23 protein-coding genes are annotated in these 26,372 nt (G+C 43.6%); 3 read left to right on the top strand and 20 right to left on the bottom strand.

All coding sequences use genetic code 11. From position 1 onward, the window contains the following. Positions 1 to 104: 104 nt before the first annotated feature. From AC0VYI_RS08295 to AC0VYI_RS08285, 3 genes are read right to left on the bottom strand one after another with little or no spacing between them, the layout of a single operon-like run. On the bottom strand, positions 105 to 1,367 hold the full coding sequence (locus AC0VYI_RS08295) for an ABC transporter ATP-binding protein (RefSeq protein ID WP_475448600.1): 1,263 nt from the start codon (positions 1,365 to 1,367) through the stop codon (positions 105 to 107). Further along, complete coding sequence (locus AC0VYI_RS08290; RefSeq protein ID WP_475448598.1) at positions 1,337 to 1,939, bottom strand: hypothetical protein; 603 nt, start codon at positions 1,937 to 1,939, stop codon at positions 1,337 to 1,339. Before AC0VYI_RS08290 ends, AC0VYI_RS08295 begins: the two co-directional genes overlap by 31 nt. 59 nt (positions 1,940 to 1,998) lie before the next feature. Beyond that, the gene (locus tag AC0VYI_RS08285) at positions 1,999 to 2,760 is read right to left on the bottom strand and encodes a sulfite exporter TauE/SafE family protein (protein WP_475448596.1); all 762 of its coding nucleotides are present in this window, start codon (positions 2,758 to 2,760) and stop codon (positions 1,999 to 2,001) included. 319 nt (positions 2,761 to 3,079) lie between these two features. Here AC0VYI_RS08285 and AC0VYI_RS08280 point away from each other — a divergent pair, with 319 nt between their 5' ends. After that, positions 3,080 to 3,940, top strand: coding sequence for a LysR family transcriptional regulator (locus tag AC0VYI_RS08280; RefSeq protein ID WP_475448594.1), 861 nt, complete (start codon positions 3,080 to 3,082; stop codon positions 3,938 to 3,940). Positions 3,941 to 3,975: 35 nt separating this feature from the next. Here AC0VYI_RS08280 and AC0VYI_RS08275 read toward each other — a convergent pair whose 3' ends face one another. The 7 genes from AC0VYI_RS08275 to AC0VYI_RS08245 all read right to left on the bottom strand — a co-directional run bounded on the left by AC0VYI_RS08275 (position 3,976) and on the right by AC0VYI_RS08245 (position 9,302). Beyond that, positions 3,976 to 4,242, bottom strand: a complete 267-nt coding sequence (locus AC0VYI_RS08275) for a hypothetical protein (RefSeq protein WP_475448592.1) — start codon at positions 4,240 to 4,242, stop codon at positions 3,976 to 3,978. A gap of 87 nt (positions 4,243 to 4,329) precedes the next feature. Beyond that, positions 4,330 to 4,833, bottom strand: coding sequence for a DinB family protein (locus AC0VYI_RS08270; RefSeq protein ID WP_475448590.1), 504 nt, complete (start codon positions 4,831 to 4,833; stop codon positions 4,330 to 4,332). Between the two features lie 114 nt (positions 4,834 to 4,947). Then, the gene (locus AC0VYI_RS08265) at positions 4,948 to 5,394 is read right to left on the bottom strand and encodes a GNAT family N-acetyltransferase (RefSeq protein ID WP_475448588.1); all 447 of its coding nucleotides are present in this window, start codon (positions 5,392 to 5,394) and stop codon (positions 4,948 to 4,950) included. Positions 5,395 to 5,527: 133 nt separating this feature from the next. After that, positions 5,528 to 5,944, bottom strand: a complete 417-nt coding sequence (locus AC0VYI_RS08260; RefSeq protein ID WP_199477169.1) for a GNAT family N-acetyltransferase — start codon at positions 5,942 to 5,944, stop codon at positions 5,528 to 5,530. Between the two features lie 87 nt (positions 5,945 to 6,031). Then, positions 6,032 to 6,787: an SDR family NAD(P)-dependent oxidoreductase gene (locus AC0VYI_RS08255; RefSeq protein WP_475448586.1), complete on the bottom strand. Its 756-nt coding sequence runs from the start codon at positions 6,785 to 6,787 to the stop codon at positions 6,032 to 6,034. 103 nt (positions 6,788 to 6,890) lie between these two features. Beyond that, complete coding sequence (locus tag AC0VYI_RS08250) at positions 6,891 to 7,721, bottom strand: helix-turn-helix transcriptional regulator (RefSeq protein WP_475448584.1); 831 nt, start codon at positions 7,719 to 7,721, stop codon at positions 6,891 to 6,893. Between the two features lie 72 nt (positions 7,722 to 7,793). Beyond that, entirely contained in the window at positions 7,794 to 9,302 is a 1,509-nt protein-coding gene (locus AC0VYI_RS08245; protein WP_475448582.1) for an aldehyde dehydrogenase family protein, read from the bottom strand. Between the two features lie 275 nt (positions 9,303 to 9,577). Here AC0VYI_RS08245 and AC0VYI_RS08240 point away from each other — a divergent pair, with 275 nt between their 5' ends. Continuing rightward, positions 9,578 to 11,956, top strand: coding sequence for an aminotransferase class III-fold pyridoxal phosphate-dependent enzyme (locus tag AC0VYI_RS08240; protein WP_475448580.1), 2,379 nt, complete (start codon positions 9,578 to 9,580; stop codon positions 11,954 to 11,956). A 625-nt stretch (positions 11,957 to 12,581) separates the two neighbouring features. Further along, positions 12,582 to 15,326 carry an aconitate hydratase AcnA gene (gene acnA, locus AC0VYI_RS08235; RefSeq protein ID WP_475448579.1) on the top strand — a complete coding sequence of 915 codons (2,745 nt, stop codon included), beginning with the start codon at positions 12,582 to 12,584 and terminating at the stop codon, positions 15,324 to 15,326. 78 nt (positions 15,327 to 15,404) lie between these two features. Here the strand turns inward: acnA and AC0VYI_RS08230 are convergent, their stop codons facing one another. From AC0VYI_RS08230 to AC0VYI_RS08185, 10 genes are all read right to left on the bottom strand, one after another. Then, a complete protein-coding gene (locus AC0VYI_RS08230) occupies positions 15,405 to 15,890 on the bottom strand; it encodes a GNAT family N-acetyltransferase (RefSeq protein ID WP_199477163.1) in 486 nt (161 codons plus the stop codon). 119 nt (positions 15,891 to 16,009) lie between these two features. Next, on the bottom strand, positions 16,010 to 17,284 hold the full coding sequence (locus AC0VYI_RS08225; protein ID WP_475448577.1) for a glycosyltransferase: 1,275 nt from the start codon (positions 17,282 to 17,284) through the stop codon (positions 16,010 to 16,012). Between the two features lie 302 nt (positions 17,285 to 17,586). Then, complete coding sequence (locus AC0VYI_RS08220) at positions 17,587 to 17,907, bottom strand: helix-hairpin-helix domain-containing protein (RefSeq protein ID WP_475448576.1); 321 nt, start codon at positions 17,905 to 17,907, stop codon at positions 17,587 to 17,589. A gap of 136 nt (positions 17,908 to 18,043) precedes the next feature. After that, entirely contained in the window at positions 18,044 to 19,288 is a 1,245-nt protein-coding gene (locus AC0VYI_RS08215) for a cystathionine gamma-synthase family protein (RefSeq protein WP_325097301.1), read from the bottom strand. 240 nt (positions 19,289 to 19,528) lie between these two features. Further along, positions 19,529 to 20,011 (bottom strand): YbaK/EbsC family protein, encoded by a 483-nt coding sequence (locus AC0VYI_RS08210; protein WP_475448574.1) that lies wholly within the window; start codon positions 20,009 to 20,011, stop codon positions 19,529 to 19,531. Between the two features lie 180 nt (positions 20,012 to 20,191). Continuing rightward, the gene (locus tag AC0VYI_RS08205) at positions 20,192 to 20,830 is read right to left on the bottom strand and encodes a hypothetical protein (protein WP_475448572.1); all 639 of its coding nucleotides are present in this window, start codon (positions 20,828 to 20,830) and stop codon (positions 20,192 to 20,194) included. Between the two features lie 414 nt (positions 20,831 to 21,244). Next, positions 21,245 to 23,359, bottom strand: a complete 2,115-nt coding sequence (locus AC0VYI_RS08200; RefSeq protein ID WP_475448571.1) for a methyl-accepting chemotaxis protein — start codon at positions 23,357 to 23,359, stop codon at positions 21,245 to 21,247. Positions 23,360 to 23,421: 62 nt separating this feature from the next. Further along, a complete protein-coding gene (locus tag AC0VYI_RS08195) occupies positions 23,422 to 23,799 on the bottom strand; it encodes a hypothetical protein (RefSeq protein ID WP_475448569.1) in 378 nt (125 codons plus the stop codon). Between the two features lie 102 nt (positions 23,800 to 23,901). Continuing rightward, a complete protein-coding gene (locus AC0VYI_RS08190) occupies positions 23,902 to 24,945 on the bottom strand; it encodes an IS630 family transposase (protein ID WP_475444872.1) in 1,044 nt (347 codons plus the stop codon). Positions 24,946 to 24,968: 23 nt separating this feature from the next. Beyond that, positions 24,969 to 26,102 (bottom strand): ABC transporter substrate-binding protein, encoded by a 1,134-nt coding sequence (locus AC0VYI_RS08185; protein ID WP_475448568.1) that lies wholly within the window; start codon positions 26,100 to 26,102, stop codon positions 24,969 to 24,971. Positions 26,103 to 26,372 lie beyond the last annotated feature (270 nt).

The following is a 26,372-nucleotide window of genomic DNA, read 5'->3' as shown; positions in this document are numbered from 1 at the left end:
ATAATTACCCGATTCCCCCCATTCTCCTTGAGCCTTATAGGCATGGTAACTCCCCCATATAAGCTAACCTCCAGCTCCATAGATTAGTGTAAAATCAATGCCATTCAGTTTTCGTCACTTTTATTGCTTTGATGATCATTCCACAGTTGCTTATAGAGTGATTTATCTTTCGCCAACAAAGCTTCATGTGTTCCGGCTTCCACCACGACCCCGTCGCCAATACTGACGATCTTGTCCACCCAAGTTATCGAAGTTAGACGGTGAGCAATCATTATTATTGTTTTCCCAGAAAATTCGTTTCTAATTGAAGATATTATTTCCTTATCCGTAATGGCATCTAGTGCTGACGTTGCTTCATCAAAAATAACGATATCCGGCCGAGTTAAGAATACTCTCGCAAGGGATATTCGCTGTCTTTGTCCGCCAGATAACTGCATCCCTCTCTCACCCACCATGGTATCTAATCCGGTTCGCCCTTCTGCATCAATTGCATCGCTAATAAATTCCCAGGCAGATGCTCGTTCGCATGCCTGTCTAATTTCTTCGTCACTTAATTTGTCGTTCGCCACAGCCAGGTTGTCTCTTATTGATCGATGGAGGAGAGACACATCCTGAGACACATACCCGATTCGGCTTCGCAACTCGGGAAGAGACAAAGCTCGGACATCAATGCCTCCCACGCGGACAACGCCCCTATCCGCATCGTAAAGACGTAAAATCAACTTTATAATCGTCGACTTACCTGAGCCTGAAGCGCCAACAATGGCAACCTTCTCACCTGGGGCTATATTTAAATTGATATTTGATAACGCGACTTTATCGTGATTATAAGAAAAGGATACGCCTTCCAATTCAACCCCTAAAGGCCCTGCTCTCATTGGAGTTGGATGGTCTGGAGAGGTCAGGTCAATTTTTTGTCTAGCGGCATCAATAGAGGCCTGAAACATTCCATAGTATTGAAACAAGGTGGTGATTTGGTTCATAAATGAAGAAAAAAACGAATCCAATTTCAGCGCAAACGTCAGGGCAGCAGCACCTTCGCCTATGCTAATCTGAGCATTACCCCAAAGGTATATAGTAAGCCCAAACATACTACCTAGCGCGATAGAGTTTAATGTCGTCAGTGAAGTCTGACCAATCGTATCCAAGCGCAGAAACGACTGAGCAGCATGTAAAAATAATGACACCTTATTTTTTACGTAGTCGTATCTATGAGCGGATGCATCATAGTTTATTAAGGTCTGAATATTGGAGAATTCATCCACTAATGCCCCGTTTAATAAGTTCGACTGTTCCACGGAGTTTCTTGATCGTTTTTTTGTTAAAGGTACAAAAATTACTGCAAGTAAAATAAAAGCAAAGTCCATATAAAAACCAACGTGATAAACCATGTGCTAAGCGTTGCCAGATACACTATAGCTAATATGGAAAATGCTATGTTGACCCACAAAACACCAAATACCTGAATGCTGATTTCCGTTACGGCATTGCCAAGCTGCCATGCCTTAGTTGCCAAAACACCGGATTGTTCCTTAAGGAAAAATGAGAAACTCTGTTGCGATATCCTCCGGTATACCTGCCAGCGAACAAGAGCTGATAATTTACCCCGTACTCCTTGTGAAGAGATTAATATCAGTGCGAATGAAACCAATGGCCTACATGCAATCAGCGCAAACGTTATTAAGGAATAAAATAAGATAGATTGAGAGAAAGATGAATAATTCTTAGTGGCAACGTCTATTAGAATACCAAACCAGTATATGATAGCGACATCAACTAAAGACTTCACCATGCCTGTGGTTGCATATATAAGAAATATGCCCTTTAGCATTGATACGAACTGAATAAGTATCCCTATGCTATTTTTGTTTTCAAAATCAACGGCTTTCGTTGTAAAGGGATCAATCCAGTTTTCTACAAGTTTAAACAAACTCTTCATGTGACCAATACCATTTGTTGTTTTTTATCATCCAGCTAATAGAGTCCTGTATACCACGATTAAAGCAAAAAATTCAGTCCCATTCTTCCAATCAAGAAAGTAAGCAGAATTAAAAAGCCAATGCGGATAAAGCGACTTCCATACCTAATTGCCAGAAATACACCAACAAGAGCCCCAAGAGTATTGCAACCAGCGACGAAGAGGCCCACATCCCATAGGACATTGCCTGACGGGATAAAGAACAAAAGGGCTGCTGTGAACGTTCCCATATTAATTAATTTTGCCGATGCCGAGGCATTTAAGAAATCGAATCCAAACCCTCGAACAAATAGGAAAATGAGAAAGCTACCACTACCTGGTCCGAATAACCCATCGTAAAAGCCAATCAAACTTCCAAAGATTATTCCCTTGGCGATCTCTTTGCTAGTGACTTTTACGTGCTGATGCTCCCTTCCTAGATCCTTTTTTATGAAGGTATATATGGCCATTGTGACAAGAAGAATAAACACCACAACCTGCATCGTTTCTTTGGGAATCAAAGAAACAGACATGGCGCCTAAGTAAGAAAAAAAGAAAGCAGACAAAGCAGTCGGAATCATGATTTTCCATACGATATTGACACCTTTTACATACCGAAATATAGAAGAGAGCGTCCCAGCCCATACGGCAAATTTGTTTGTGCCAAATACCGTCGTTAACCCGTAATCTGGTAACGCATGGAGCAAGGCAGGCATCAAAACTAATCCGCCACCACCGACAGCGGCATCAATTAGCCCACCACAAAAAGAAAAGAACCCTAATGTATAAAGATCCATTACCATATTTTTCTTACCCTAGAGCGCCCTGCCAAAACGGTGACAAGGGGTATATTGAAGGGGGTTGTTATTTCGTTAATGGCCGTTTTACAAGAATAGTCTGTTCAAATCCCAGCATTCCATAGAAGGTCGTTTGTCCAAAAAGCAAACAATTTGCTGATCTCTCTAGCGTCGTTTTATTCATGTCAGTCCCTTTCGTCGGTCTCAATTCGCATGATTTGCCGCGCCTTTATATGACGCCTTGATACATACCCAAATTAATCGGCTAGAAAGATAAATAAAAGTAACTTATATTGATTGGTAAATTCATTTTAAGTGATCAGTCATGGAATTATCTCAACTGCGCATGTTCAAGAAAATTACAGATAATGGCAGCATTGCAAGAGCGGCTGAGCAGCTTCACTGTGTCCCTTCGAACATAACCACTAGAATTAAGAATTTAGAGGAAGAGTTAGGAGAGCCACTGTTTATTAGAAAAGGACGTGGCCTGGTTCTTAGCCCTTCTGGTGAAGTTTTCTTAGCATATACAAATAAAATCCTCTCACTTTGTGAAGAGGCCAAAAGGTCCATTGGCGCTGGATCCTCTCCTATAGGGACACTTAGTATTGGTGCAATAGAGTCCTCAGCAACGAGCAGACTACCGAAGTTATTGTCGTCTTATCATCTATCGTATCCATCGGTGAATATCGAATTTTCTACCGACACATGGAAAAATTTGGAGAACAAAGTCGTAAAGCATGAACTGGACGGTGCCATTATTGCGGTCAAGACAGCTCACCCATCGCTGCATTGTGAAGCCATTTATTGGGAGGATCTGGTTGTGATTGCTTCTTCCGCCTTTAACAATATTGAATCTCCTGAAAGCCTCGTTGGTAAAAACATCTATATGTGGCCTGAAGGTTGTCCCTATCGAAAAGCCTTGGAGAATTGGTTATCAGAAAGTGGTATTTCAGTGCCCATAACAAGCATCGCAAGCTATGGCACCATTCTTGGCTGCGTGAGCTCGGGTGCAGGCGTCTCCTTAGTTCCCAAGGGAGTATTTGAACAGTTCAAGCTTATTGGCGGGATAAAAGGGTATTCTTTTTCGGCATTGAAACCCATCCATAATTATTTTATATGGAACAAGGAAACAGGTCATCATCCCGCCAAAGAGGCTTTTTTAATGCTTATAAAATCTGAAATGTAGATTAATTTATCAGGGAATTAAAGTTAACCGCCTAGCTATATCCGTAGAATATCAGTGATGTAGAAGATTTCAGCTGGAATGACAGGCGAGCGCCTTTTCGCCCAAGAAGTCAACAACTCAGCAGAAGCAGCCAGCAAAGCAACTCTGTAACGCGAAAAGGACGCATCAATGTCCTTGAACTGACCCTTCTCGTCGAACATGGACTCATCAATATGAAGCTGCAGATGGGTAAATCCGTGGAATAGATCGCATAAATCAGTGGTTAAGCAATACAAGCGCATTGCCACATAAGATATGAGCAATGTCACCACCTAATCTAAGTCATTACACAATAAGCATAAAACCCAACCTGAACCAAGAGTGCCAAGTTCTAAATCACACTGAAATGATTAGGTGTTAACCTCGCCCCTCCGTGAAGGCTCCGATTGGTGCAAATATCGCGTAAATGTATCCTTAGGACGCTCTAAATTATTTGCTGCCAGTGTTTTAGATGCCATACCTCGATGATTACTACCATGAGTTAGTAAGTGGATCAGTATTTCCTCAACTGATAGTTGCCCTGTATCGCCATCTACGAACTTAAATGGAATCACTCTTTTTAGTTCTTGCTCAGATACTGATTCTGTATAGTGAACGAGCCAAGAGTCATTTTGATTCATTGTGGCGCGTAGATCCGATAACGTTGGCGTCTCGACTGTATTGTCACCAGTGTATTTTTCAGGCTCCCCCAAAATTCGACTGATAAAAAGACTATCCACGACCGTAGTATGATTTAAGATTCTAATAAAAAACGTAGCATCGCTTTCCGGCAGTTTTGAGAACTGCTTTTCTCCAAGCTCAAGCAACTCATTATTTGCCCACTTTTTATATTGAAACGCTTTAGCTAACTGCATTTTTTCTCCTTTTTATATGAGGCCCATCAATGGTGCCATAATGTCGTTGGAATTTTTTGTGGTATAGCTATCACAAACATGGCGACGGAGCGGATATCGCACATGGGGAAACGGTTATATATTGCTTGGCTTTGCGATGAATGCCTGTTTTTCACCACCATTAAATCCCACCCTTTCATAGAATTCCAATACACTTTCCTCGCTACGACCTGTCATTAACATCGCTTTATAACATCCCTGTGACCAGGCATGGTCCAAAACTGAGGTTAAAAGTGTTTTACCATATCCTCTATTTCTGTACTCTGGGTGCGTCACCACATTCTCTATCAAACAATACGGTCTACCACCCCGAGTCAGATTTGGCACTTGAACTAGCTGACAGGAACTCACAAGCGTACTTTTTAGAAAAAGGCCCCAGTAGGAAATAGCGTCGTTTTTCGCTGACTGTGCCCATATTTCTGAAGCCTTTTCAAATTCGGGGTGTTCGTCATCAAGATGAAGGTGCCTGTAAAGTCGTAACAACCCTTCTAGATCGGCTTTTTGAAGCTTTTTAATTTCCATGTTACCTATTCCTTCACATACCGACTTGTTAAGTAGCAGATAACACAATACAAAGGCTTGTGCATTGTGCCGTAAACACTAAAACTGACTCAGACTGACCATGCCAAGCGTTAAAAATCCCTCTTAATGATTGTTATGTGATAATTTTACGGCCACGTTCTAGCACCCAACAACGCTCATTTTTGGTGTAACCAAGTGGCCCATAATAGTCATTAGCTGCCGGGGCGGCGATGAGAAACAGTTTACAAGTCGGCTCTATGTGACCTTGTGTTTGAACCTGTAGCTGCTTCCCTATACCCAACCTTTGATATTCTTCATCAACCGCTAGATCTGACAGATAGCAGCAATAATGGAAATCTGTAACAGAGCGAGCAACACCAACAAGCTTGCTGCCGTCCCACGCTGTGATAATAAGATTGCTGTTTTCCAGCATACCATTGATACATTTGATGTTTTCAATTGGTCTGCGCTCCCCCAATGTTGAGCGCTTAAGTAAGTCTATAAATTCCTCGGCCGAAATTTGCTTATTCACTTTGTATTCGATATTCAATGTAATCTCCAATCACATAATGCTGAATTAAGCTGCGCATTTTTAGCGTCAGCTTGCTTACTTTGTTCGGCTTTCTTCTAAACGCTTTCAGTCCCGCATCAATCTCTCGAAGGTGTGATCTGCCATACCTGCCGACAGTCCGCCATCGACGTTGATTGATTGACCCGTCAAGTAACTACAGTCAGGCGCAGCAAGAAAATGACATAGTGCCGCCACTTCCTCAGGTTGACCAACCCTACTCATGGGGCTTGTTCGCTCGGTCATTACCACTTCAGGATGGCCAGGATACAGCATCTCGGTCCATATGGAGGCTGGGCAGATCGCATTCACTCGAATCTTTCGCGGAACCAATTCCATAGCAGCCACTCGCGTTAAACTACAAACCGCTGACTTGGTTGCTGAGTATTGACCGTAACCGGGATAACCAACTTTTGATACGTCTGACGATGTATTGATAATCGACCCACCATCATTCATATGTAGCGGCGCAAAGCGCAAGCCGTTGTAGACCGCTTTTACATTGATCTCCAAGATACGTTGAAACTCATCGGCACTTTGCTCGGCAATGGTCGGCCCAGAATTTTCAATTCCGGCATTGTTCATAACAATATCGAGCTTGCCCATGCGTGCCTGCGCTTCCTCGAAACACGCGCGCAACTGATCCTCATCGGTCACGTCTGCTTGCAGAAATATTCCGTTTATTTCATCGGCGAGATGTGTTCCATCACGGCGACCAACGATCGCCACCTTGGCACCTGCAGCGGCAAAACGTCTTGCGCTTGCCAATCCGATACCTGAAGTACCACCTGTAATCAGGGCATTTAATCCTTTAAGAGAAAACATTTATACCTCTAAAACTGTATCGGCGATAGTGCTACTGCCGATGAGACTATATAGCGTTTTCCTAACGCCCTATTTTGATACGGCATCAAAGGGCATCAGGCGTTCAGAAAAACCCCTCTAACGGATCGCCCCCCTCATAGTGTTCAAATTGCATCAAAGCACCTATAAACAAATTATGCAGATCAAGCTGAGAACCGATATCAAGCTTTTTGTAGCTATTACGCAAGTGAACCCGTACGGTTCCCGGAGAGATAAATAGCTTGTCGGCAATGGCTGCTGGAGAATACCCCTGTAATACCATACGGATAACAGCGCACTCCCGTTCTGTCAGTTTTGAAGAGCCAAAATTAGCCAACGCCTGATCTAATTGACGGTTAAGGGGTTTCGACAGTTGTTCCCCCCAATGCTGCTGACACAACATATCAATGAGAGGCGTCAAAATGTCAAGCAGTTGCTGTTCTGAGAGGGTTAAGCGAGACGAACTCCCTCTACCATGGCCAATACTCAGATGCAGAAACTGCCCTCCTGGGAAGATAATCAGATAGCCACACTCATCTTCAAGTCCAATCTTAACCAAATACTGCTTGTAGAACTCACTCTGACGAAACCCATCAGGGACGAGTTCGTCATAAGTGAAAAATTGGCTTTGCGTCAACTCGACACTCGCGCGGTAAAATGGGTCCAGTAAATAGGCCCCCGCAAGATACATATCAATTGACTGATTACCTATCTGCTCGGTTTTCTCCGACACCAAAACTTCAGGCTTATCCTCAAATAAAATCAGTGTTATCTCATCCGCAGGAACAAATAGCTTGATCACTTCAACCAGTAAGTGAGGAAAGTCCTCACTACCGATCTGTGGAACGAGCTGGATCAAACCTTCGGACAAACGGGTAATCATTGCTATGGCTGTTGGGTGTATTGTTCTGCTCATCAGTACCTCATTTGTATGTGCCTGCTTTATCCGTTGCAGGACATACAAATTTCCCCAGCAACGAATAGCCCATTATAACTGCATGATCACCGTTTTTACTTGTAGGAAGTGTTCTAATTGCTCAGGCCCCAAATCACGGCCGATACCCGACTGTTTGTAACCACCAAACGGCAACGAAGAATCCATCGCATCATGGGTGTTCACAAAGACCGTACCGGCTTCCATTTTCTTAATCAGTCGATGTGCTCGGCTCACGTCCTGAGTAAACACAGAGGCAGTAAGACCATAATCCGAATCATTCGCTAGGCGCACCGCCTCTTCTTCCGTCTCAAACGGAATAACAGCCAGTACAGGGCCAAAGATCTCTTCGCGTACGATTTTCATTGAATTATTACAATCGGCAAATACCGTCGCCTGCATGTAATAGCCAGGGCGATCCACTTGTTCGCCACCGCACACCAATCGAGCGCCTTCGGCTTTACCCGATTCAATATAGTTAAGTATCTTATCCAGTTGACGACGACTAATTTGTGGCCCTTGCGTAATGCTCGTATCAAGCGGATCGCCAATCACCATATCATTGGCCGCTTTTGCAACGGCAGCAACGGCTTGGTCATACAAGCCACGCTGAACATATAGACGCGAACCAGCAGAACAGGTCTGACCAGAATTAAAGAAAACGGATTGCAATGTTCCTGTGACGATATCCTCTAGATTGGCATCATCAAAAGCAACCATGGCAGATTTTCCGCCTAACTCTAACGTAGCAGGATTCATGTTTTCCAAAGCGGCTTTCCCCACCAGCTTACCCACAGGTGTTGAGCCAGTGAAGGACACTTTGTTGATTCCTGGATGGCCGGCTAGAGGGCTACCAATCTCAGTCCCCGTGCCAATGACAATATTCACCACACCATCCGGTAATCCAGCTTCCTGCCAGATTCTCATTAAATAGATCATACTCATCGGCGTGATCTCTGCAGGTTTCAGCACAATCGTACAACCCACCACCAGCGGTGCGCACATTTTCCACATCGCCATGTTCAGCGGCCAGTTCCATGGCACAATCGCACCAACAACGCCAATCGGTTCTTTCAAGGTAAAACCAAACGCTTCCCCAGGACAGGAGACGTTACGGGTGCTGCCTTCTATCTTCGTCGTCCATCCGGCCATGTAACGCAAAAAGTCGATCGACCCAGCAATATCCACTTCATGACAACCACTGATCGCCTTACCCGCGTCAATTGCTTCCAGTTCAGCCAAAGTCTGAGCGTGAGCTTCCATTACATCAGCCATGCGGAATAATAGTGCTTGACGCTCATTTGGCTTCATCTCTGCCCATGGACCCGTTCTGAATGCGCGGTTAGCGGCGGCAACGGCTCGGTCCAAATCGGCTACAGTCGCTTTAGGTACTGTCAACAAATGCGCACCATTGGACGGGTCTTCAATATTAAGCGTCGCTCCATCCTCGCTATCGACAAATTGACCGTCGATAAACATCTTCTGATGACCGGCTTCAATAAAAGCGCGGGTCTCTGGTGTGACATTGTATTTTTCCAGCATTGCTTTAATCGTCTCATTCATAGCGGTTTTCATCCTGTTTTTGTGGAAATCAAACGAAGGGGGTCGGTTGAATTAGCGTCAAGGCTTCCGCTTACCGCTCAACACAACCTCCACTACTCTGAATCCCTCCGGGCCAAAGCGGTATACCCTTTGCAGGGTATTTTTCCACCTCTGATCACGGTCAACTACGCCATAGGGGTTATTTTCTTCTTTTCGACCTCACCTCAGAATAGGCTCAATGGTCTGCGATGACCCCATGCAGACAGCGGCTACTTACTTCTTGAAAGGACAACACTATGACGAATCACTTATCTCTAGCGAAGCGAAATCCACCTCAGTTTGAACTCTCTCAGATTAAATCTCTGGTCAAGGAACTGTATGGTCTAGAAGGGAGCTTCACCGCACTGAATAGCGAACGGGATCTCGCTTGGCTGGTTCGTAATGAAGAGGGCCCTCAAGGAGTGATCAAAATTTCCAATGCGCAAGAACCCGAGGGGATTGTTGACCTTCAAATAAAGGCGGTCGAACATATCCTTGAACAAGATCCTACCTTGGTCGTACCTCCTGTCATACCAACCCGTCAGCATAACGCCTACGAGTGGATTACGTCCGAGCTAAGTGGTGAGCGCCATATGATCCGCCTGATTGCCTTTATGGATGGCCGTGTTGTGGAAAATACCCCAGAAGCCTATTGCGATGAGTATTACTTTAATATCGGTGCCACCATGGGACGGATGAACGCCGCGCTACAAAGTTTTTATCACCCCTATGCAGGCAGTAACCAGCACCTTTGGGATCTAGGACATTGTCTGCAATTACGCGATATGCTCCCTGGCCTACCAGAAGGGGAACTGCGCGATCTGCTCACTTCTACCTTCGATAAAGCAGAACATCACACCCTGCCAGCCCTGAAAAAAACACGTTGCCAACTGGTTCATCAGGACGCTAACGACGCCAATGTGATGGTAAGTCATGACGATCCGACTGAAATAGCCGCAATTCTGGACTTCGGAGATGTGGCATTTAACAGCATTTTGGCAGAAATTGTCACCATCTCCGAGACCTACGCCGAAGATGAGGAAGACCCCATCCGCCCCTTATTGCATGTTGCACAAGGGTACGACAGCGCCTATCCCCTCACAGGACAAGAAGTTGATTTACTGTTTGATGTGATGCATCTACGACTAGCGATAGCCTCTCTTATCATCAACTACCGCAAACTCAACGACCCCGAGGCAGGAACACATCTGGAAGATCGCCTCTTTACCAAGATGCTATTCAAGCTAAACGAAATGGGCCAAGAAACCGTTACTCGTCGGTTGCGTGACGCCTTACGCTTCCCTGTCTACAGCCCAATTGACAACAAGGGGCCCCAATTTTCAGATCATCAAGATGAGTTAGTCCAACACAGAGAGCAACATCTGGGTAAAATTTGGCATTTTTATGATCAACCATTACACATCACGCGCGCTCAAGGCGGCTGGATGTACAGTGCAGATGGCACAGCCTATCTTGATGCTTACAATAACGTTCCCCAAATGGGCCACTGTAACCCGCATATTGTCAAAGCAATCGCTCGTCAGGCCGAGGCACTGAACACCAATACACGCTATATGTGTGACATTGTCGCGGACTACGCCGCAAGACTGACCAAAGACCTTCCCGACCATCTGGACACTTGCATTTTTGTCAATTCTGGCAGCGAAGCCAACGACCTAGCGATACAGATAGCCCAGTCTCTAAGTGGTCATCAGGGTGGCTTAGTCCTTAATAACGCCTATCATGGTTGTACTGAACTGACGACAAAATATTCTCCAGAGTCATGGCTGCATCTGCCAGAAGCTCAATACCCAACACAGATCGAGTGTCTAATCGAGCCGGATATGTACAACGGCCCTTACGCAGACCATCCCGATGCGGCAGCCCTTTACGCAGCGGATGCGGACCGTGCCATACAAGCTCTAAATCAGCGCGACTTTCAGCCAGCCGCCCTTATACTCGATACGGCCATGTGCGCCCACGGCGTCATCACTCCGCCCGACAGCTACTTTGACCGAATTGCCGATAAAGCCCATGCGGCGGGCGGTTATGTCATCGCCGATGAAGTGCAAGCAGGCCTCGGACGAATGGGAACTTTTTGGGGCTTCATGGGAGCGGGATTGAACCCAGAAAAAGTCGATTTTATTACCATGGGTAAGCCCGTCGCTAACGGCCATCCTCTGGGTGTGGTGATTCTTTCTAGCCAGATGATGAAGCAGTTCATCGGTGGCACCCACCCTCTTCTGTTCAGTACCTTTGGCGGAAATACCGTTGCCTGTGCGGCAGGAATGGCCGTGCTTGACGTCATCGAACGTGAAAAACTGGTACAGAAATCCAATGACATTGGCGACCAGCTACGCGCAAGACTCCGCCAGTTAGCAGAAAAACACCCTCTTATCGGTGATGTCCGCGGGCGCGGGATGTTAGTAGGCTTGGAGCTAGTGACAAGCAGGGAAAACCGTACTCCAGCGGAAAAAGAAACAGAGCAATTGATTAATGAGATGATCAAACGCCAAGTCATGATCGGAAAATCCCTTCCGGGCACCCTAAAAATTCGGCCATCACTGACCTGGGGGAAAAAGGAAGTGGATTTCTTTATCAACGCAATGGACGACAGCCTGAAGGCGCTTGGCTAAATTAGCGACTCCGCACTTTTAAGGAAGCAAGAAGACACTCTGTCACTAAATAGCCTGGCCGAATCGGCCAGGCTATTATAAACAACAAGACTATTTAAAATGTGTTAGGGTTAAACTTGTCTTTTTCGTTGGCATTTCCAGTTCCCTCCCCTTATTTAATGGAAGGGAACGACACTTTTTTCATCAAAAAGAAGACAGATCAATCATTTTTCAACTTTTTTGCTTTTTGTTAGGTGAATGCGATGCAGCTCTCTTCTCTAGAAGCATAAACGAGAGCCTGACACGCTAAGGTTTTCTGCGACAAAGGGCACACTTAGCAACCCAATTGTCCTAAAAATTAAATGCGAAAGAATTAAGGTTCGTGTTTATCACACAGGTCTAAAAGATTGGGTGAAAGCAAGCAAAAGGAGGCATATCATGCAAATGAGGTCGTCTAAGTAAAAAAGTATTGTTACACTTTTTTCTTTCATCGAACTGCACTATAAGTAGAGGTGTTTTTAAATATATCTGCCGAATAGAAACCTTTGTACGAAATCGCAAGCACGCCAATGGGGGGCTCTTTTTAACCACAAGGTTGGCAAACGCAGTAATCGTGCAATGATCTCTAAAACCAAAGGGGAACAAGATGAACAATAGTTTCGATACCCAACAACAGATAACTGTTAACGGCGAGCAATTTCATATCCATTCCTTAAAAGGGCTTGGCGATAAAGCCAAACGACTGCCATTTTCTTTAAAAATATTGCTCGAAAACCTTCTTCGCAATGAAGATGGCGTTAATATCAAAGAACACGATATCCAGGCTTTACTAGACTGGGACCCTCAAGCCAAACCTACTTCCGAAGTTGCTTTTACCCCCGCCCGAGTTGTCATGCAAGATTTTACAGGTGTCCCAGCCATTGTGGATCTGGCGGCTATGCGTGACGCCATGGAAAAGTTAGGCGGTGATCCCGCTAAAATAAACCCGTTATCGCCTGCGGAGCTGGTGATTGACCACTCAGTGCAAGTCGATGGTTACGGTAATTCTCGTGCATTTGATTTAAACACCAAACTGGAATATGAAAGAAACAAAGAACGCTACGAGTTCTTACGCTGGGGTCAAAGCGCCTTTAATAACCTTAAAGTCGTGCCGCCTGCTACCGGCATTGTTCACCAGGTCAATTTAGAATATCTGGCCCGTGTGGTATTTAACGAAGATCGGGACGGCCAAAAATTTGCTTATCCAGATACCTTAGTAGGCACCGACTCTCATACCACCATGATAAACGGCTTAGGCATTCTGGGCTGGGGAGTGGGTGGCATTGAAGCCGAAGCGGCTATGCTTGGTCAACCCATTAGTTTACTGATCCCTCAGGTTGTTGGCGTTAAATTAAGCGGCCGCCTACCAGAAGGCACCACCGCCACAGACCTCGTTCTAACCATCACTGAAATGCTGCGGAAGCATGGCGTTGTTGGTAAATTTGTCGAATTTTATGGTGACGGTCTCGCTGATTTACCCCTTGCTGATAGAGCAACCATTGCCAATATGGCACCAGAATATGGGGCAACCTGTGGTATTTTCCCGATTGATGACGAAACCATTAATTACCTGCGTTTAACCAACCGCGACGAAACACAACTTAGCCTAATTGAGGACTACGCAAAACACCAAGGACTATGGCGTAATGATGGTGATGAAGCCGACTATACCGATGCCCTTGAACTGGATCTTGCGAGTGTTGTACCCAGTCTGGCAGGCCCTAAACGCCCACAGGACAGAATTGCTCTTGATAAAGCAGGTGAAGCGATTCGCCAACATTTAAAAGGCTTTCAAGACGAGCGTCTGGCGCGTGAAGAAAAAAGCAGTGAAGAACACATTCGTATAGAAGGCGAAGGCCCTGTCACCCATCCTGATGAATCCGTTGATGAAGCCCCCATGAAAGGCGCTGCCATCGTACATTATAACGGCCAAGAATTTGAATTGAGTGATGGCGCTTGTGTTATCGCCGCCATTACTAGCTGTACCAATACTTCCAATCCAAGCGTTATTTTAGCGGCCGGTTTAGTGGCTAAAAAAGCAAAAGAATTGGGTATTAATGTTAAACCTTGGGTTAAAACATCTCTGGCACCTGGTTCTAAAGTGGTCACCGACTACTTAGAAAAAGCAGGGTTAATGGATGACCTAGAATATCTTGGCTTTAACCTTGTCGGCTATGGCTGCACCACTTGTATCGGTAACTCAGGTCCATTAGCCAGTGAAATATCCGATGCTATTCAAAACAATCAACTGATTGTTAGTTCTATTTTATCGGGGAACCGAAATTTTGAAGGGCGAATTCACCAAGATGTGAAAATGAATTTCCTTGCCTCACCACCGCTGGTTGTCGCTTATGCCCTCGCAGGTCGTACCGATATTGATGTTTATAAGGAACCTCTAGCGCAAAACACAAACGGCAAAGAGATTTACCTAAAAGACATTTGGCCAAGTGTTAAAGAAGTCAGTGATCTTGTCAAAGAGATCGTGACCAAAGAAATGTTCGCCAAAAGCTACGCTAACGTATACGAAGGCGATAAACACTGGCAACAAATTAAAATACCCGATGGCAAACTTTACGACTGGAACGACAAATCAACCTACATTAAAAAAGTCACCTTCTTTGATGGTATGAGTATTGATCCTCCAGGTGTTCCAACCATTGAAGGGGCGCGCTGCTTAGCCAAACTTGGAGATTCAGTCACTACCGACCATATTTCTCCAGCAGGTTCAATAAAAGCAGACTCTCCAGCGGGTTTATACCTGCAAGAACATGGTGTCGAAAAAGCGCAGTTTAATTCATACGGCTCGCGCCGAGGCAACCACGAAGTCATGGTCCGCGGTACTTTCGCCAACGTAAGACTGAAAAATCTGCTTGCCCCTGGCACGGAAGGTGGTATTACGCGTACTCAGCCTGACAATAACTTGGCCAGCATTTATGATGCCTCAGTGACCTATCATAAGGAAAATACCCCACTCATTATTTTAGCGGGTAAAGAGTACGGTACAGGTTCATCAAGGGATTGGGCGGCGAAAGGCTCATTGTTACTGGGTGTTAAAGCCGTCATTGCAGAAAGTTATGAGCGAATTCATCGCTCTAATTTAATAGGCATGGGCGTCTTACCGCTTCAATTCAAAGACGGTGAAAGTTACGAATCGCTTGGTCTAACAGGACAAGAACAATTTGATATTACAGGCTTACTCGACAAAGCCGATGACGTCACCGTTGTGGCAACCGATAGCGAGGGTAATAAAATCACCTTCAATGCTGACATACGCATTGATACACCAAAAGAATGGGATTACTACAAACACGGCGGCATATTACAGTACGTACTACGAAGTATGCTCGACTAGTCCCACCCATTCCATAAACATTCAGCCTAGTTCGTACTAGGCTGAATGTTTTTTATTGCACTCTTTTCTCTCTAAAAATCAAACGTCAGCTTGGCTAATTTTTTTCACCATGTTAATACTCACGGTTTCATAACCCATTTCATTGTAAAGCTTTTGTGCAGCAGCATTATTAGAAAAAACATGCAAACCAATATTGACAATATTATGTGTCGCGGCGAAGTCTTCAATTTCCCGCAAAGCAAGCTTGGCATAACCTTTTCGACGATGCTCAGCCTTGACTTCTAAATCGTAAATAAACACCGTACTCGTCGTTGCACTGTTCTCCAGCGACAACCAGACCATACCCACTGTTTCGTTTACTTCTGGCACTTTCATTTCAAAAAAATGATGGTTTTCCGTGTCTATTCCGCACGGTAACAATCGCTCAATATCACGCCTAGCTCGAGATAATGATCCAGACCTTTGCCACCGACCCGCCTCTACATTCTCCTTTGCGTATTGCACTATCAACTCTTCAATATAAGGTGCAAAAAAAGGTTTTGACATGGGTACCAAGAAAGACATACTGACTCCGATTCATACACGGCAGAAAAATTCCTGCGCCATTATCTAAGTATGCCGTAACACTTCATGGCAAAACAACAGAAAACAGACCGTGCATTCGTCATTTATACCCTTTTAAATCACGCGGACAAAAGACCAAAATTCTGCAACGCTTTAATGGCATTGTCTACACCATTTTCGGCCTGTTGCATCGTTGCTACAACACGGGCCCTTGCTCGCATTTCCGTACTGGAGGCAAGGGTAATGGCCTTTGTTAAGTCTGCTGAGGTCAAGGTTTCACGCGGCAAAGCTCTAGGTGCCACACCAAGTCTTTCCAGACGCCGTGCCCAAAATGGCTGATCACCAAAAACAGGCACAACAACCGACGGAATTCCAGCGCGAAGCACAGCATGGGTCGTGCCTGCACCACCATGATGAACGGCCAATGCGATGCGGGGGAAAAGCCAATCATGTGGAATATGGCCAACACTTAACATCTTGTCTCGACTGGCCTCAGACATGTTTTTGACATGCAAACCACCCCAGCCAGTCGCGAGGATGACCCTCTGTCCGGTCTCTTCAATAGAGGCCTGAATCATATCGGTAAAAGCTTGGGCATCATGATGGAACATACTGCCAAAACCGATATAAATGGGCTTCGGCCCCGCCCGAAGAAAGTCAAGCAATTCTGACGGTGGCTTCCAAGTGGCACTCGTTTCAAGCATCCATGGTCCAGTTGTCTGAATCCTTGAAGGCCAGCTTTTGCGCGGCTCAATAAGGCATGGGCTGTAAGCAAACATCTTAGGGCACTGAAATTTCTTCTGATAGTATGGACCAAAACGTGGATAAGCTGCTAACCCCAGCCGTGGCCGCACCACTTTGTTATAAACTGGTTGATAGACATACCACACAATCTGGCGAGTAAGATGACCAAGACCAACATTCATCGCCGGTGGCAAGCTCTTCATCCAGCCAGGCAAAGGCATGATAGGCACATGATGCGATGGCATGGTTGGTACTAATTGCGTTTCAACGACAGGAATTCCGAACACTTCACCAAGCGATTGTGCCAAAAAATACACCATGCCATTGCCAATCAATAAGTCTGCACCTTGTGCCGCTTGCCGCCCCTGTTCAGGCCAGTTCTGACTCATTTCCAAAAGTTGGGATTGAAACGCCTTCGCTATAGCAAATGTTGATAAACCGCGTTTTTGCAGGTCTTTGTCACAGTGCATCCAGCCCATGAAATCGCCAGTTAAGGGCGAAAATTCAAGTCCGTGATCCACAACAAGATTTTGGCAACTCATATCCGTGGCAACTCTAACATGGTGACCTTGGTTTTTAAGACCAACAGCAAGTGCAACTAGTGGGCGTACATCCCCCTCTGTACCGATCGTAAAAATCACAATCTGCATAAATGAGCCTTTTAAAATATCATCCAATAATAAAAATCAAACCATCCATTGATAAGAAATCATAGTTCATACAGTAGAGTTTGCCAGTGAGAAGCAGAGTTAGTGACAAGTTAGAATCAAAGGATAAAGGCCCAATGAAAAAGACTTATTTTAAACTGTGGTGCATTAGGAGAGTTTCTTACTAATAAGGGATTAGTAAATGAAGAGTGGGTTGGGCTGATTTTAGCAAGCTAAGCGCAAAGCTGCATATTGTTTGGTTTAGGACTTATAAGATGTTTGAGTCCCCAGTTACCCAAGGGCAGCTACAAAGCCTTATTAGACTCGCTGACGCGAGTAACCCATTCAATAGCCTTCTTGCGTTCACTTGTATATGACCACCAAGGCTGGGCACCCTCACCTTCCATAAAGCGAATAATTGATATAAAAACATCTATAACACACGGGTCATGCCGTTGCCCAGTTTTGAGACATAGCTCTTCATACATTTCATAAGGATTACGACCAATAAGCTCTTTGGGGGTTATGATTCCAAGTCGCTGCAAGTCTGAAGCGCCAGCCTTACCAATATTGGGTAAGTCAGTCAATTTATAGGTTCTGTTACGATTAACTTTCAATGGATTCATAGCACACAACAACCTCTCAAACACACTTGCGGTGAGAAACAAAGTCCACTAAGTTTGACGAGTTAGCAAGCCCGCTTTTTCTACCTAGAAAAGCACACCTATCATCTAGATGTGCTCTCCAAGTGATGGTTTAGCCCTAAGCAAGTGCTTGTCTAAAATCATCGATCAGATCATTCGTATTTTCCAGCCCAAGGGATAGTCGAATTAGATTGTCATCTATGCCCATACTGGCACGGCGCTCTGGCCCCATTTCCCAGAAGATGGTTCTAGCCACTGGAATCGCTAGGGTGCGGGTATCTGATAGATGACTAGATAAAATCACCATTTGTAGACGATCTAAGAACGCCAAACAGTCAATAGTGTCGTCTAGTTCAAAGCTTAATAAACCGCCATATAAACCACTAAAGACCTCTGCTGCTCGTTCATGTTGTGCATGACTAGCAAGGCCAGGATAGTAGACTCGCTTGATTTGTGGCTGTTGTTCTAACCATGTCGCCAGCGCTAATGCGTTATCGCAGGTCGCTTTGACTCGTAGTGACAAGGTTTCAAGGCCTGTGGCTATACGATGAGCATCTTCTGCTCTTAAAGTCGCCCCCATATCGCGTAAACCTTTTTTACGAATCTGGGTGATGCCCCACTTAGCTGGGTCACCTTTTTGGTACGCCGGGTAGATATTAGGGTATGTACTCCAGTCAAATAATCCAGTATCTGAGACAGAGCCCCCCAGGGCATTACCATGCCCGCCGATGCCCTTACTTAGAGAGTGTATAACTAAGCTTGCACCAATGTTTTTAGATTGCAGCAAAACAGGCGTGGTCATGGTGCTGTCTACCACATAAAGGATAGCGTGCTGCGCGCACAGTTGGCCGATTTCTTCTAAAGCCGCGACTTGTGTGCCTGGGTTAGCAATCGTTTCGACAAAGACCATACGCGTATCAGAGCGAATGGCCGATGCAACCTGCTGTGGGTCTGTGGCGTCAACGAAGCTTATCTCAACTCCCAATTGAGAGAGGGTTCCCATAAAGCTATTCGTGTTTCCAAACAGGAATTGACTACAAATAATATGGTCACCATGACGCAGTAAAGCGATCATCATACCTGAAATCGCAGCCATACCTGTGGTGAAGCAGCAGGTGCTGTGGCTGTCTTCTAGCATATTAATTTGGGCTTCTAGAGCGGCGCCCGTTGGGTTTCCTTGACGCGAGTAAACATAACCGGATTGCTTGCCTTGGAAAGTATCGACTAATGCTTGAGCACTTGGGTACGCGTAAGTAGCGGAAACATGTAACGGTTTGCGCACCGCACCGTGCTCGGTGTTGGAACGGCGGTCGGCATGTAATAACTTAGATTCTGAGAAAGGTTTTGCTGTTGATTTACTCACTTGATTTGCCTTCATTTTGATAAGGTGTAGCGGTGTTGATAAACCATATCATGCTCTTCTATTGGTCCACTAGAGGAGTTTTGCTTTGCATCATCAGCTTAGACAAAAGTTGCACGTATTGACAGCCATGTTAGACGGTTTGTTTACGACAAATTGTTCAGTAGAAACCCTTCAGAGCCAGCAGCAAAAAGGAGGGAACGGCGCCCTCCCAAAAGAACCCTTTTTAAATACTTGGTATGCTTATTTTGCTAAATCTATCCACAGACCTTGCGTAAGCTCACCTAGATACTGTGGATTGAGTTTAAACACAGAATTCGGTGTACCCGCAGCCGCCCAAATTTCTGTATATTGGTGTAGGTCTTTATCTAGGAGAGTTTGAACCTTCTCATTATGTGCCACGGGAGGAACCCCACCTATAGCGTAGCCAACTTTCTCTCGTACAAAGGATGCATCTGCTTTTTCCAATGCAATCCCTGTTGCTTCTTTAACTTTGTCGGTACAAACCATGTTAGAACCGGATGCAACAACCAAGACAGGCTCCCCTGTTTCACCATCTTTAAAAATTAACGATTTAGCAATTTGGGAAACCGTACAGCCAACAGCCTCAGCGGCGTCTTTCGCTGTCCGAGTTGAACTAGGCATTTGCTGAACAACAAAGTCCTGTCCATGCTGAGACAAAAAAGCTTGTACTTTCAATGATGAAGCCTTCAGTTCTGTTGACATAATTCCTCCATATTCTAAGTAAATCAACGATAAACATAACGCCGCAGTCGCATACTTAACGAGTCAGGTTGAGCGACTGTTTAAGTCATTTTGGCTATTATCGTTGAAGTATAGAGCTTATAAGCTAGCTTCTAGTTACTATTCCGTAGGGCAAGAAAAAACTCTTATATGTTTACCTATCTACCAATGAATCATTAATGGCAAAACTGGGCGCAAGTCTTTGGATAATCCCTTACGCCCATTATCCAGAGTAAGTACGACCATGTGCTCACGACCAAGCTCAATGTCAAGCCTATCCGCCGATTGCAATGTAAGAAGCGTATCAGACATTTTCTCTAGTGGGACCGATAGTTGCACGTTGCTAATAGACTTAAAGGTTCCTATTTCTTCAATTCTGTTCACTGGAGCGATAAAAGGCACGTAAATGCATAAAGGCTCTTCTAATATCTCAGAATTCTCTCCCACATGAAATGCATTGGGTGGCTCAAAATAGTCTGGTTGATATTTCCACCCGCTAAACGGCATACCTAATTTGGAGTCATTAGTTCGCGTTAGAACGATTCCAAACGGAGATGCGTTTTCTGTTTGTATCCGTTCAAGGAATCTCAGTTTTTTTGCTGGACCATTATTCGACTCTTCACTATCACGTACGTATAGTATTTCGAGCATTCCATTAGAAAATGCAAACCGACGATTTGACGTACCTTGCCCCTTATGATCCCGACTAAAGCTTTCATCAAGCCCCATAGAAACCAAAAGATCACCCGCTTCTTTTGGTTTATCGGTCAATATAAAAACGTGATCTAACTCTAAATCCACCACTCAACTCCTTTGAAAATATAACGCCTCAACCTCACGCTTGTTGTGTACATGCTTTATGAGCCAACGCCAAGACGCGGCAAAAACAGACGAGAAAGCGGAGTTTATCGCTATAAATGAGCATTTTTCGTCTGTTTTTAACAAAGTATTGGCAAGCACAGTAGTCGTGAAAAAGTCTCACATTGATCCTAAAAGACTTTTTGAGTCACTACCAGTACAAACACGCAAACTTGTGATTGTTTTTCAGACGATCCGTAGTCAATACGCATGTCAGTGCGCCAGCTTTTTGCTGTAACCAATAGTCCACTTGATCAACTGCTATAAAAAAACCACTTCTCCATCCCAGAAAAGTGGTTTTCGTTTATCTCTGTATTGACTGGCTTACTATTTTAGCCAGCAATTTTAATAGGATATTTAGGACCGACGGTTAGAGTCAGTGGACTCGGAACTGATGGTAAATTTCTCCACAATGCCTTTAAGTCCAGACGACATCTCTGTTAATTTCTGAGAAGTGCCAGCCCCCTCTTCGGCTTCAGATGTTGTTTCAACATTTTTAGCCGCGATACGGTTTAAATTGTTACTCGTATCATCAATCGTTCTAGCCTGCTCATCGGACGCAATGGCAATATTCCCCATCAAATTGCAGACCACTTCAATAGAATCAACTATTTCTTTAAGGCTCTCAGACGAGTTTTCAGAGATTTCTGCACCTACTTGTGTTTTTTCAACCACCACTTCAATTAACCTAGCGGTTTCATTTGCCGCTTTTGTACTTTGTGCTGCCAAAGCACGAACTTCATCGGCAACCACAGCAAAACCTCTGCCAGCTTCGCCCGCTCTAGCGGCCTCAATCGCCGCATTCAAGGCTAACAGATTTGTTTGATTTGCAATGTCTTCTATCGCAGAAAGAATAGAAGAAATATTGCTGCTAGCCTCTCTGATATCATTCATTGCTGACACGGTTTTGCCCACAAGATCACTACCAATCGTAGCCGACTGCTGCGCTTTTTTACCCAGCTCATCAGCCTCCTTAGCCGTATTGGCCGTAATCTTGACTTGTTCATTTACCTCAACAATCGCCGCTGAAATCGACTGTATTGATTGTTCAGAACTTGCCGTGTTAGATAATATTATTTCACTAGAAAGCATGACCTTATTGCTTTGCTCAACGATGCTATTGGTATAACCTGAAATATCCGTAACGATACTTTTCAGATCAGCATTTGTTTTAATCAGTGCATTAGTGATGACATCTTGTTGGCCTTTAGACGTTAAATTACTTGTCAAATCACCTTTTGATATTTTTTCTAAACTACTCACAAAAACGGTTTCCAGCTCATCTGCAAAGTTATCTAACGACGATGCCATATCCCCAAGTTCATCTGAACGTTTTATATCTGTTCTCTTACGAACATTACCACTTGCCAATTGATTAACAATATCGGTCATGTTAAGAATAGGGTTGGTAATAGAGCGACTCAATACAATACCTATTACAATAATGACAACGACGGTAATCAATATTGAAAATATGATTACCCACTTTATTTCATTCACCGATCCGAAAGCTTCACCTCGTGACTTTTCTGCGACAATCGCCCACGTCGTCCCCTCAAATTTTAGTGGTGCATAGGCAGACAACACTTCATGTCCTAAATAACTTTCGATCAATTTTGAACCTGTTTCACCCGACAGTGCATCCTTAATTGCTACACTGTTTGCTTTGTTGCTTTCTGGCTTGGAAAATGTATTAGCAACAGAGTAATGTCCGCTATCCAAATAAGAGTCGGAACGCATTAAGCCGTCTTTACCAATGAGATAGGTTTCACCTGTTTTTCCGAGTCCTGAACGCTGAGACATAATGTTATTAATTACTTCCCCGGACAATTCTAAAATGATAACGGCGACGACATCACCACGTAAATTAAACACAGGCGAACCAATAAAGAATCTCGGACTATTCTCTCGATAGCGATAGGGTGTAAAATCTTGAAACGCCACGCCTTTTTTTTCTAAAACCTTTTTCCATAACACTGAGACTGGATTTTTTTCATCGAAGTCCTTTTTAATATTTGAACCAAGTTCCTTACCTTTTTTCACACTATAAATAATATGCCCCTTATCAGCAGACACTAATAAAAGATCGAGATAACCCAGAACATCGACATATTTTAATAGATTGTCGCTTCTTTCTTTCCAAATGGCTTTATAGTCTATATTGTCTACACCAAACTTATCTTTTTCAGAAACAACTTCTTCCAAATCTTGATACACTTGCAGCGCACGGAACAGCTCATGTACATCTCTACTATTTGATAGAATAGAAACATTTTTTTTAGCACTATTAAGGTAACCTTTTATTTGGTTTGCCTTAATATCCCGTGTACTGACCAGTTGCTCCAATGCGTCATTTTCCAATGCGGCACTAGATTTCATTAATGAAATGGCAGCGACAATAGCAACTGGTAATATCCCTATTAAAGAAAAAGCAAGTAACAATTTACTTCTAAGTTTTAATTTTATTTTCATATTACCATCCCGATAAAAAGGAATTTTTTAAATATTTGAGCAAGTGGCTACGTGTATCTTTGCTATTGTCTTAACGACCAGTGATCATCACTCACCTCAATATCCCATAATGGAAGAGAAGCCATTGGTAAGGGGGTGTAAGAAACCTTCTTATTAACCGCAACAACCTTATTAGGAGCTGGTACAACAAGCATATAAGCATTTTTGTAGACATGATCAATTATTTTTGCTACAACTTCATTAAATTGTGGCGTGTTTTCGGCTTCTTTAAACATTTCATCAATATACTCACCCATCAGAGGGTCTGCTGGCATCGTACTCCAAACACTATTTGGTTGATAAACAAAGATTGCCGCCCATGGATGATTGAAGTACCAATCATCATCCCCCCACACAATCAAATCCCACGACTTTGTATTCTTACCCGCATTGGTAGACAAAATTTGTCCAAAAATAGCCGTTTCATCAACAATCTCAAAATCAAGTTTTACACCAACTTTACGTAAATCTCGATCTATTAACCCGGCGGAGTTTTATGTCTTCTATGCTGCATAACGGATTGAATTGTGTTTAAAGTACTTTTTGATTCGATTCGGATTCTTCTGCAACCCTCTCATATGAGAGACCACTCTATCCTTTAAAACCTTTTCATTCTTTGGCGCATCACCTGTATGCACACCTGCCTTTAAATCACAGTTTAGATACTCATCTGGATTGAGTTCAGGTGAGTAGGCAGGTAAATAAAAGACTTCTATTTGCTCTTTGGTTTTTGGCTTGGCTAACCACTCTTTTACTAATTTTGCATGATGTACTCGAAGGTTATCGAGTATCAGAAATACCTTTTTCTTAGAGGTTGAGATCAATCGCTTCATAAAGCGAATGAGTACTTTGGCTGTCATGTTGTCAGCGTAGGTCATAAAGCGTACTGTTCCTTGGTTTGTGATAGTAGAAATCATATTGATTCGGCAATACTTTGCTGGAATCACTTGGACTGGTGTCTTGCCTTTAGGAGCAAAACTTCGGCCATGCTGACTATCATTACGAAGGCCCGTTTCATCACCCCAATGTATCTCTGCCCCTTCATTCTTGGCCCTTTCCTTGATCGAGGGGTACTCTTCCCCAAGCCATTTGGACACTTTTCGAGGGTTTTGCTCATAGGCTTTTTTCAGTGGCTTTTGCGGGGTAAATCCCCAGCGCTTTAGATAGTCTCCAATGGTTCTAATGGGCATATCTTTCCCCCACAATTGCTTGATGAGCTGTTGGATCGCACGACGTGTCCACAAGGCAAAATTCAGCCTGCATTGATCAGGCATTTTATCGGTGATTTCTTGCTGAATTCGAGTTTCTTGTGCTTTGGTTAGACTGCCAAATGAGCCTTTTTCTCGACCACGCTTTTTATACTCAAAGCTTGCCTTTCCACGTTTTAAGTAGTCTCTATACCAACGGCCAACTGTGTCTACATGGACACCTGTCACCTCAGATATGTCTTTAAAAGAGAAGTCTTTTTCGCGCAGTCTGACAACTTGCTTTCGTAGCCTAGCGAGTTCTGGAGTGGTAAGTTTTCTTGTGTCTATTTTTTCGTTCATTCAGTGATTATACCAGATAATTTTTACCGCCGGGTTAATAATGAGCGCCAAAGAAACATAAACTTCTGCTGTGTTAGCACTTTAAGCTCTAGCCCACCTAAAATGCTCTTTAGTTCCTGTCGTATTTCTTTTGGTGACTCAACTTCAGAATAAGCCTTCAGATTTTTTACCGCTTCTTTAACACCAGGAAAATTAGGTGAAGACAGTGTAGGCTTTATTTCACCATAACCGGAAAATGAATAATTTAATAACTTTTGCTGATCTATTGCTCTATTTAGAGCAAGACGAACATTTTTATCTTTTAGTTTTTCGTTACCATTAACCATATTAATATGGATGGCTATATTATCTGTTGATGGCCCAGTAACTAATTTTGCGTAAGGAGAAGAAGTGACTAGCTGAACGTCAGAAAATGCGATAGGCATAATATCAAGATAACCTTCAGACTCAATAACATCAGATAATGCTATCTTGGGGTCTAAATTTGTGTAAATAGTGAATTTTTCTACTTTTACTGAATCTTTATCATAGTAATAAGGGTTAGCAATTAATACCGCTTTATCTGTTTTTCTGTCACCTTCTATATAACCTTCACTAAGAATATAAGGACCTAATCCATAAGGGCCCGCTTCAGCAAGGTTTGGGCAAGTCGCTTTACCATTCCAACCAAATTTTTCAAGATATTTTGTTGTATAAAATTGAATCCAAATCACATCATTCAAGAATGTCCCATACTTTTCTTTTAAATAGAACCTTACTGTATAATCATCAACTTTTTCCGTATGGTCATATACAGTATTAATTTTGCTAAACAAAAAGGGTTTCTTTTTAAAGTATTCCATATTTTCAATGACGGCATCGGCATTAAATGGCGTTCCATCTTGAAACTGAACCCCTTGGCGTAACTTAAATTCATAGACGGTATCGCTAATTTGCGAATGAGATGTGGCCATATAGTATTCCCAACCACGTTCATTATTGGCGGGTCTTAAAAGTGAACCATTCACAGCATGGGAGGTGTAAAGATAGGGAAGGCTTGAGACATATATTTTAACATGAGAACCTTTCACTGGTGCTGCACCAGCTGTCGGTAAAAAAGATAAAACCAAAAACACAAAAAATAATAAGCGTGCGTTTCTTAAAAATGAACTACACATATATTTCTCCAAAATTCAGCAACATAGGGCGAATGATTCATTCGTTTTTTCATTCATCTAGTATTTTTAATAAAGATTGAACCAGACTAAAAAATCCGATTTATTAATCTATTATGATGCTTAGGAAGATGTGTAGTCCTGTTCACTATCTAGCATCATCATATATCTAAGGTCATCACTGACTTGACGTACCTATACGGAGATAACTAGGGTCAATAATTCAGGTATATCACGCTTTTATCTATTTCTATTCGCGTCAAAAAAAGCATA

It is taken from the genome of Marinomonas sp. 63XJN7_9_ISO-PGPR-S23-217 (genome assembly GCF_056173515.1).
Note: the sequence above shows the minus strand (reverse complement) of the source record. Positions and strands in the feature narration are given on the sequence as shown.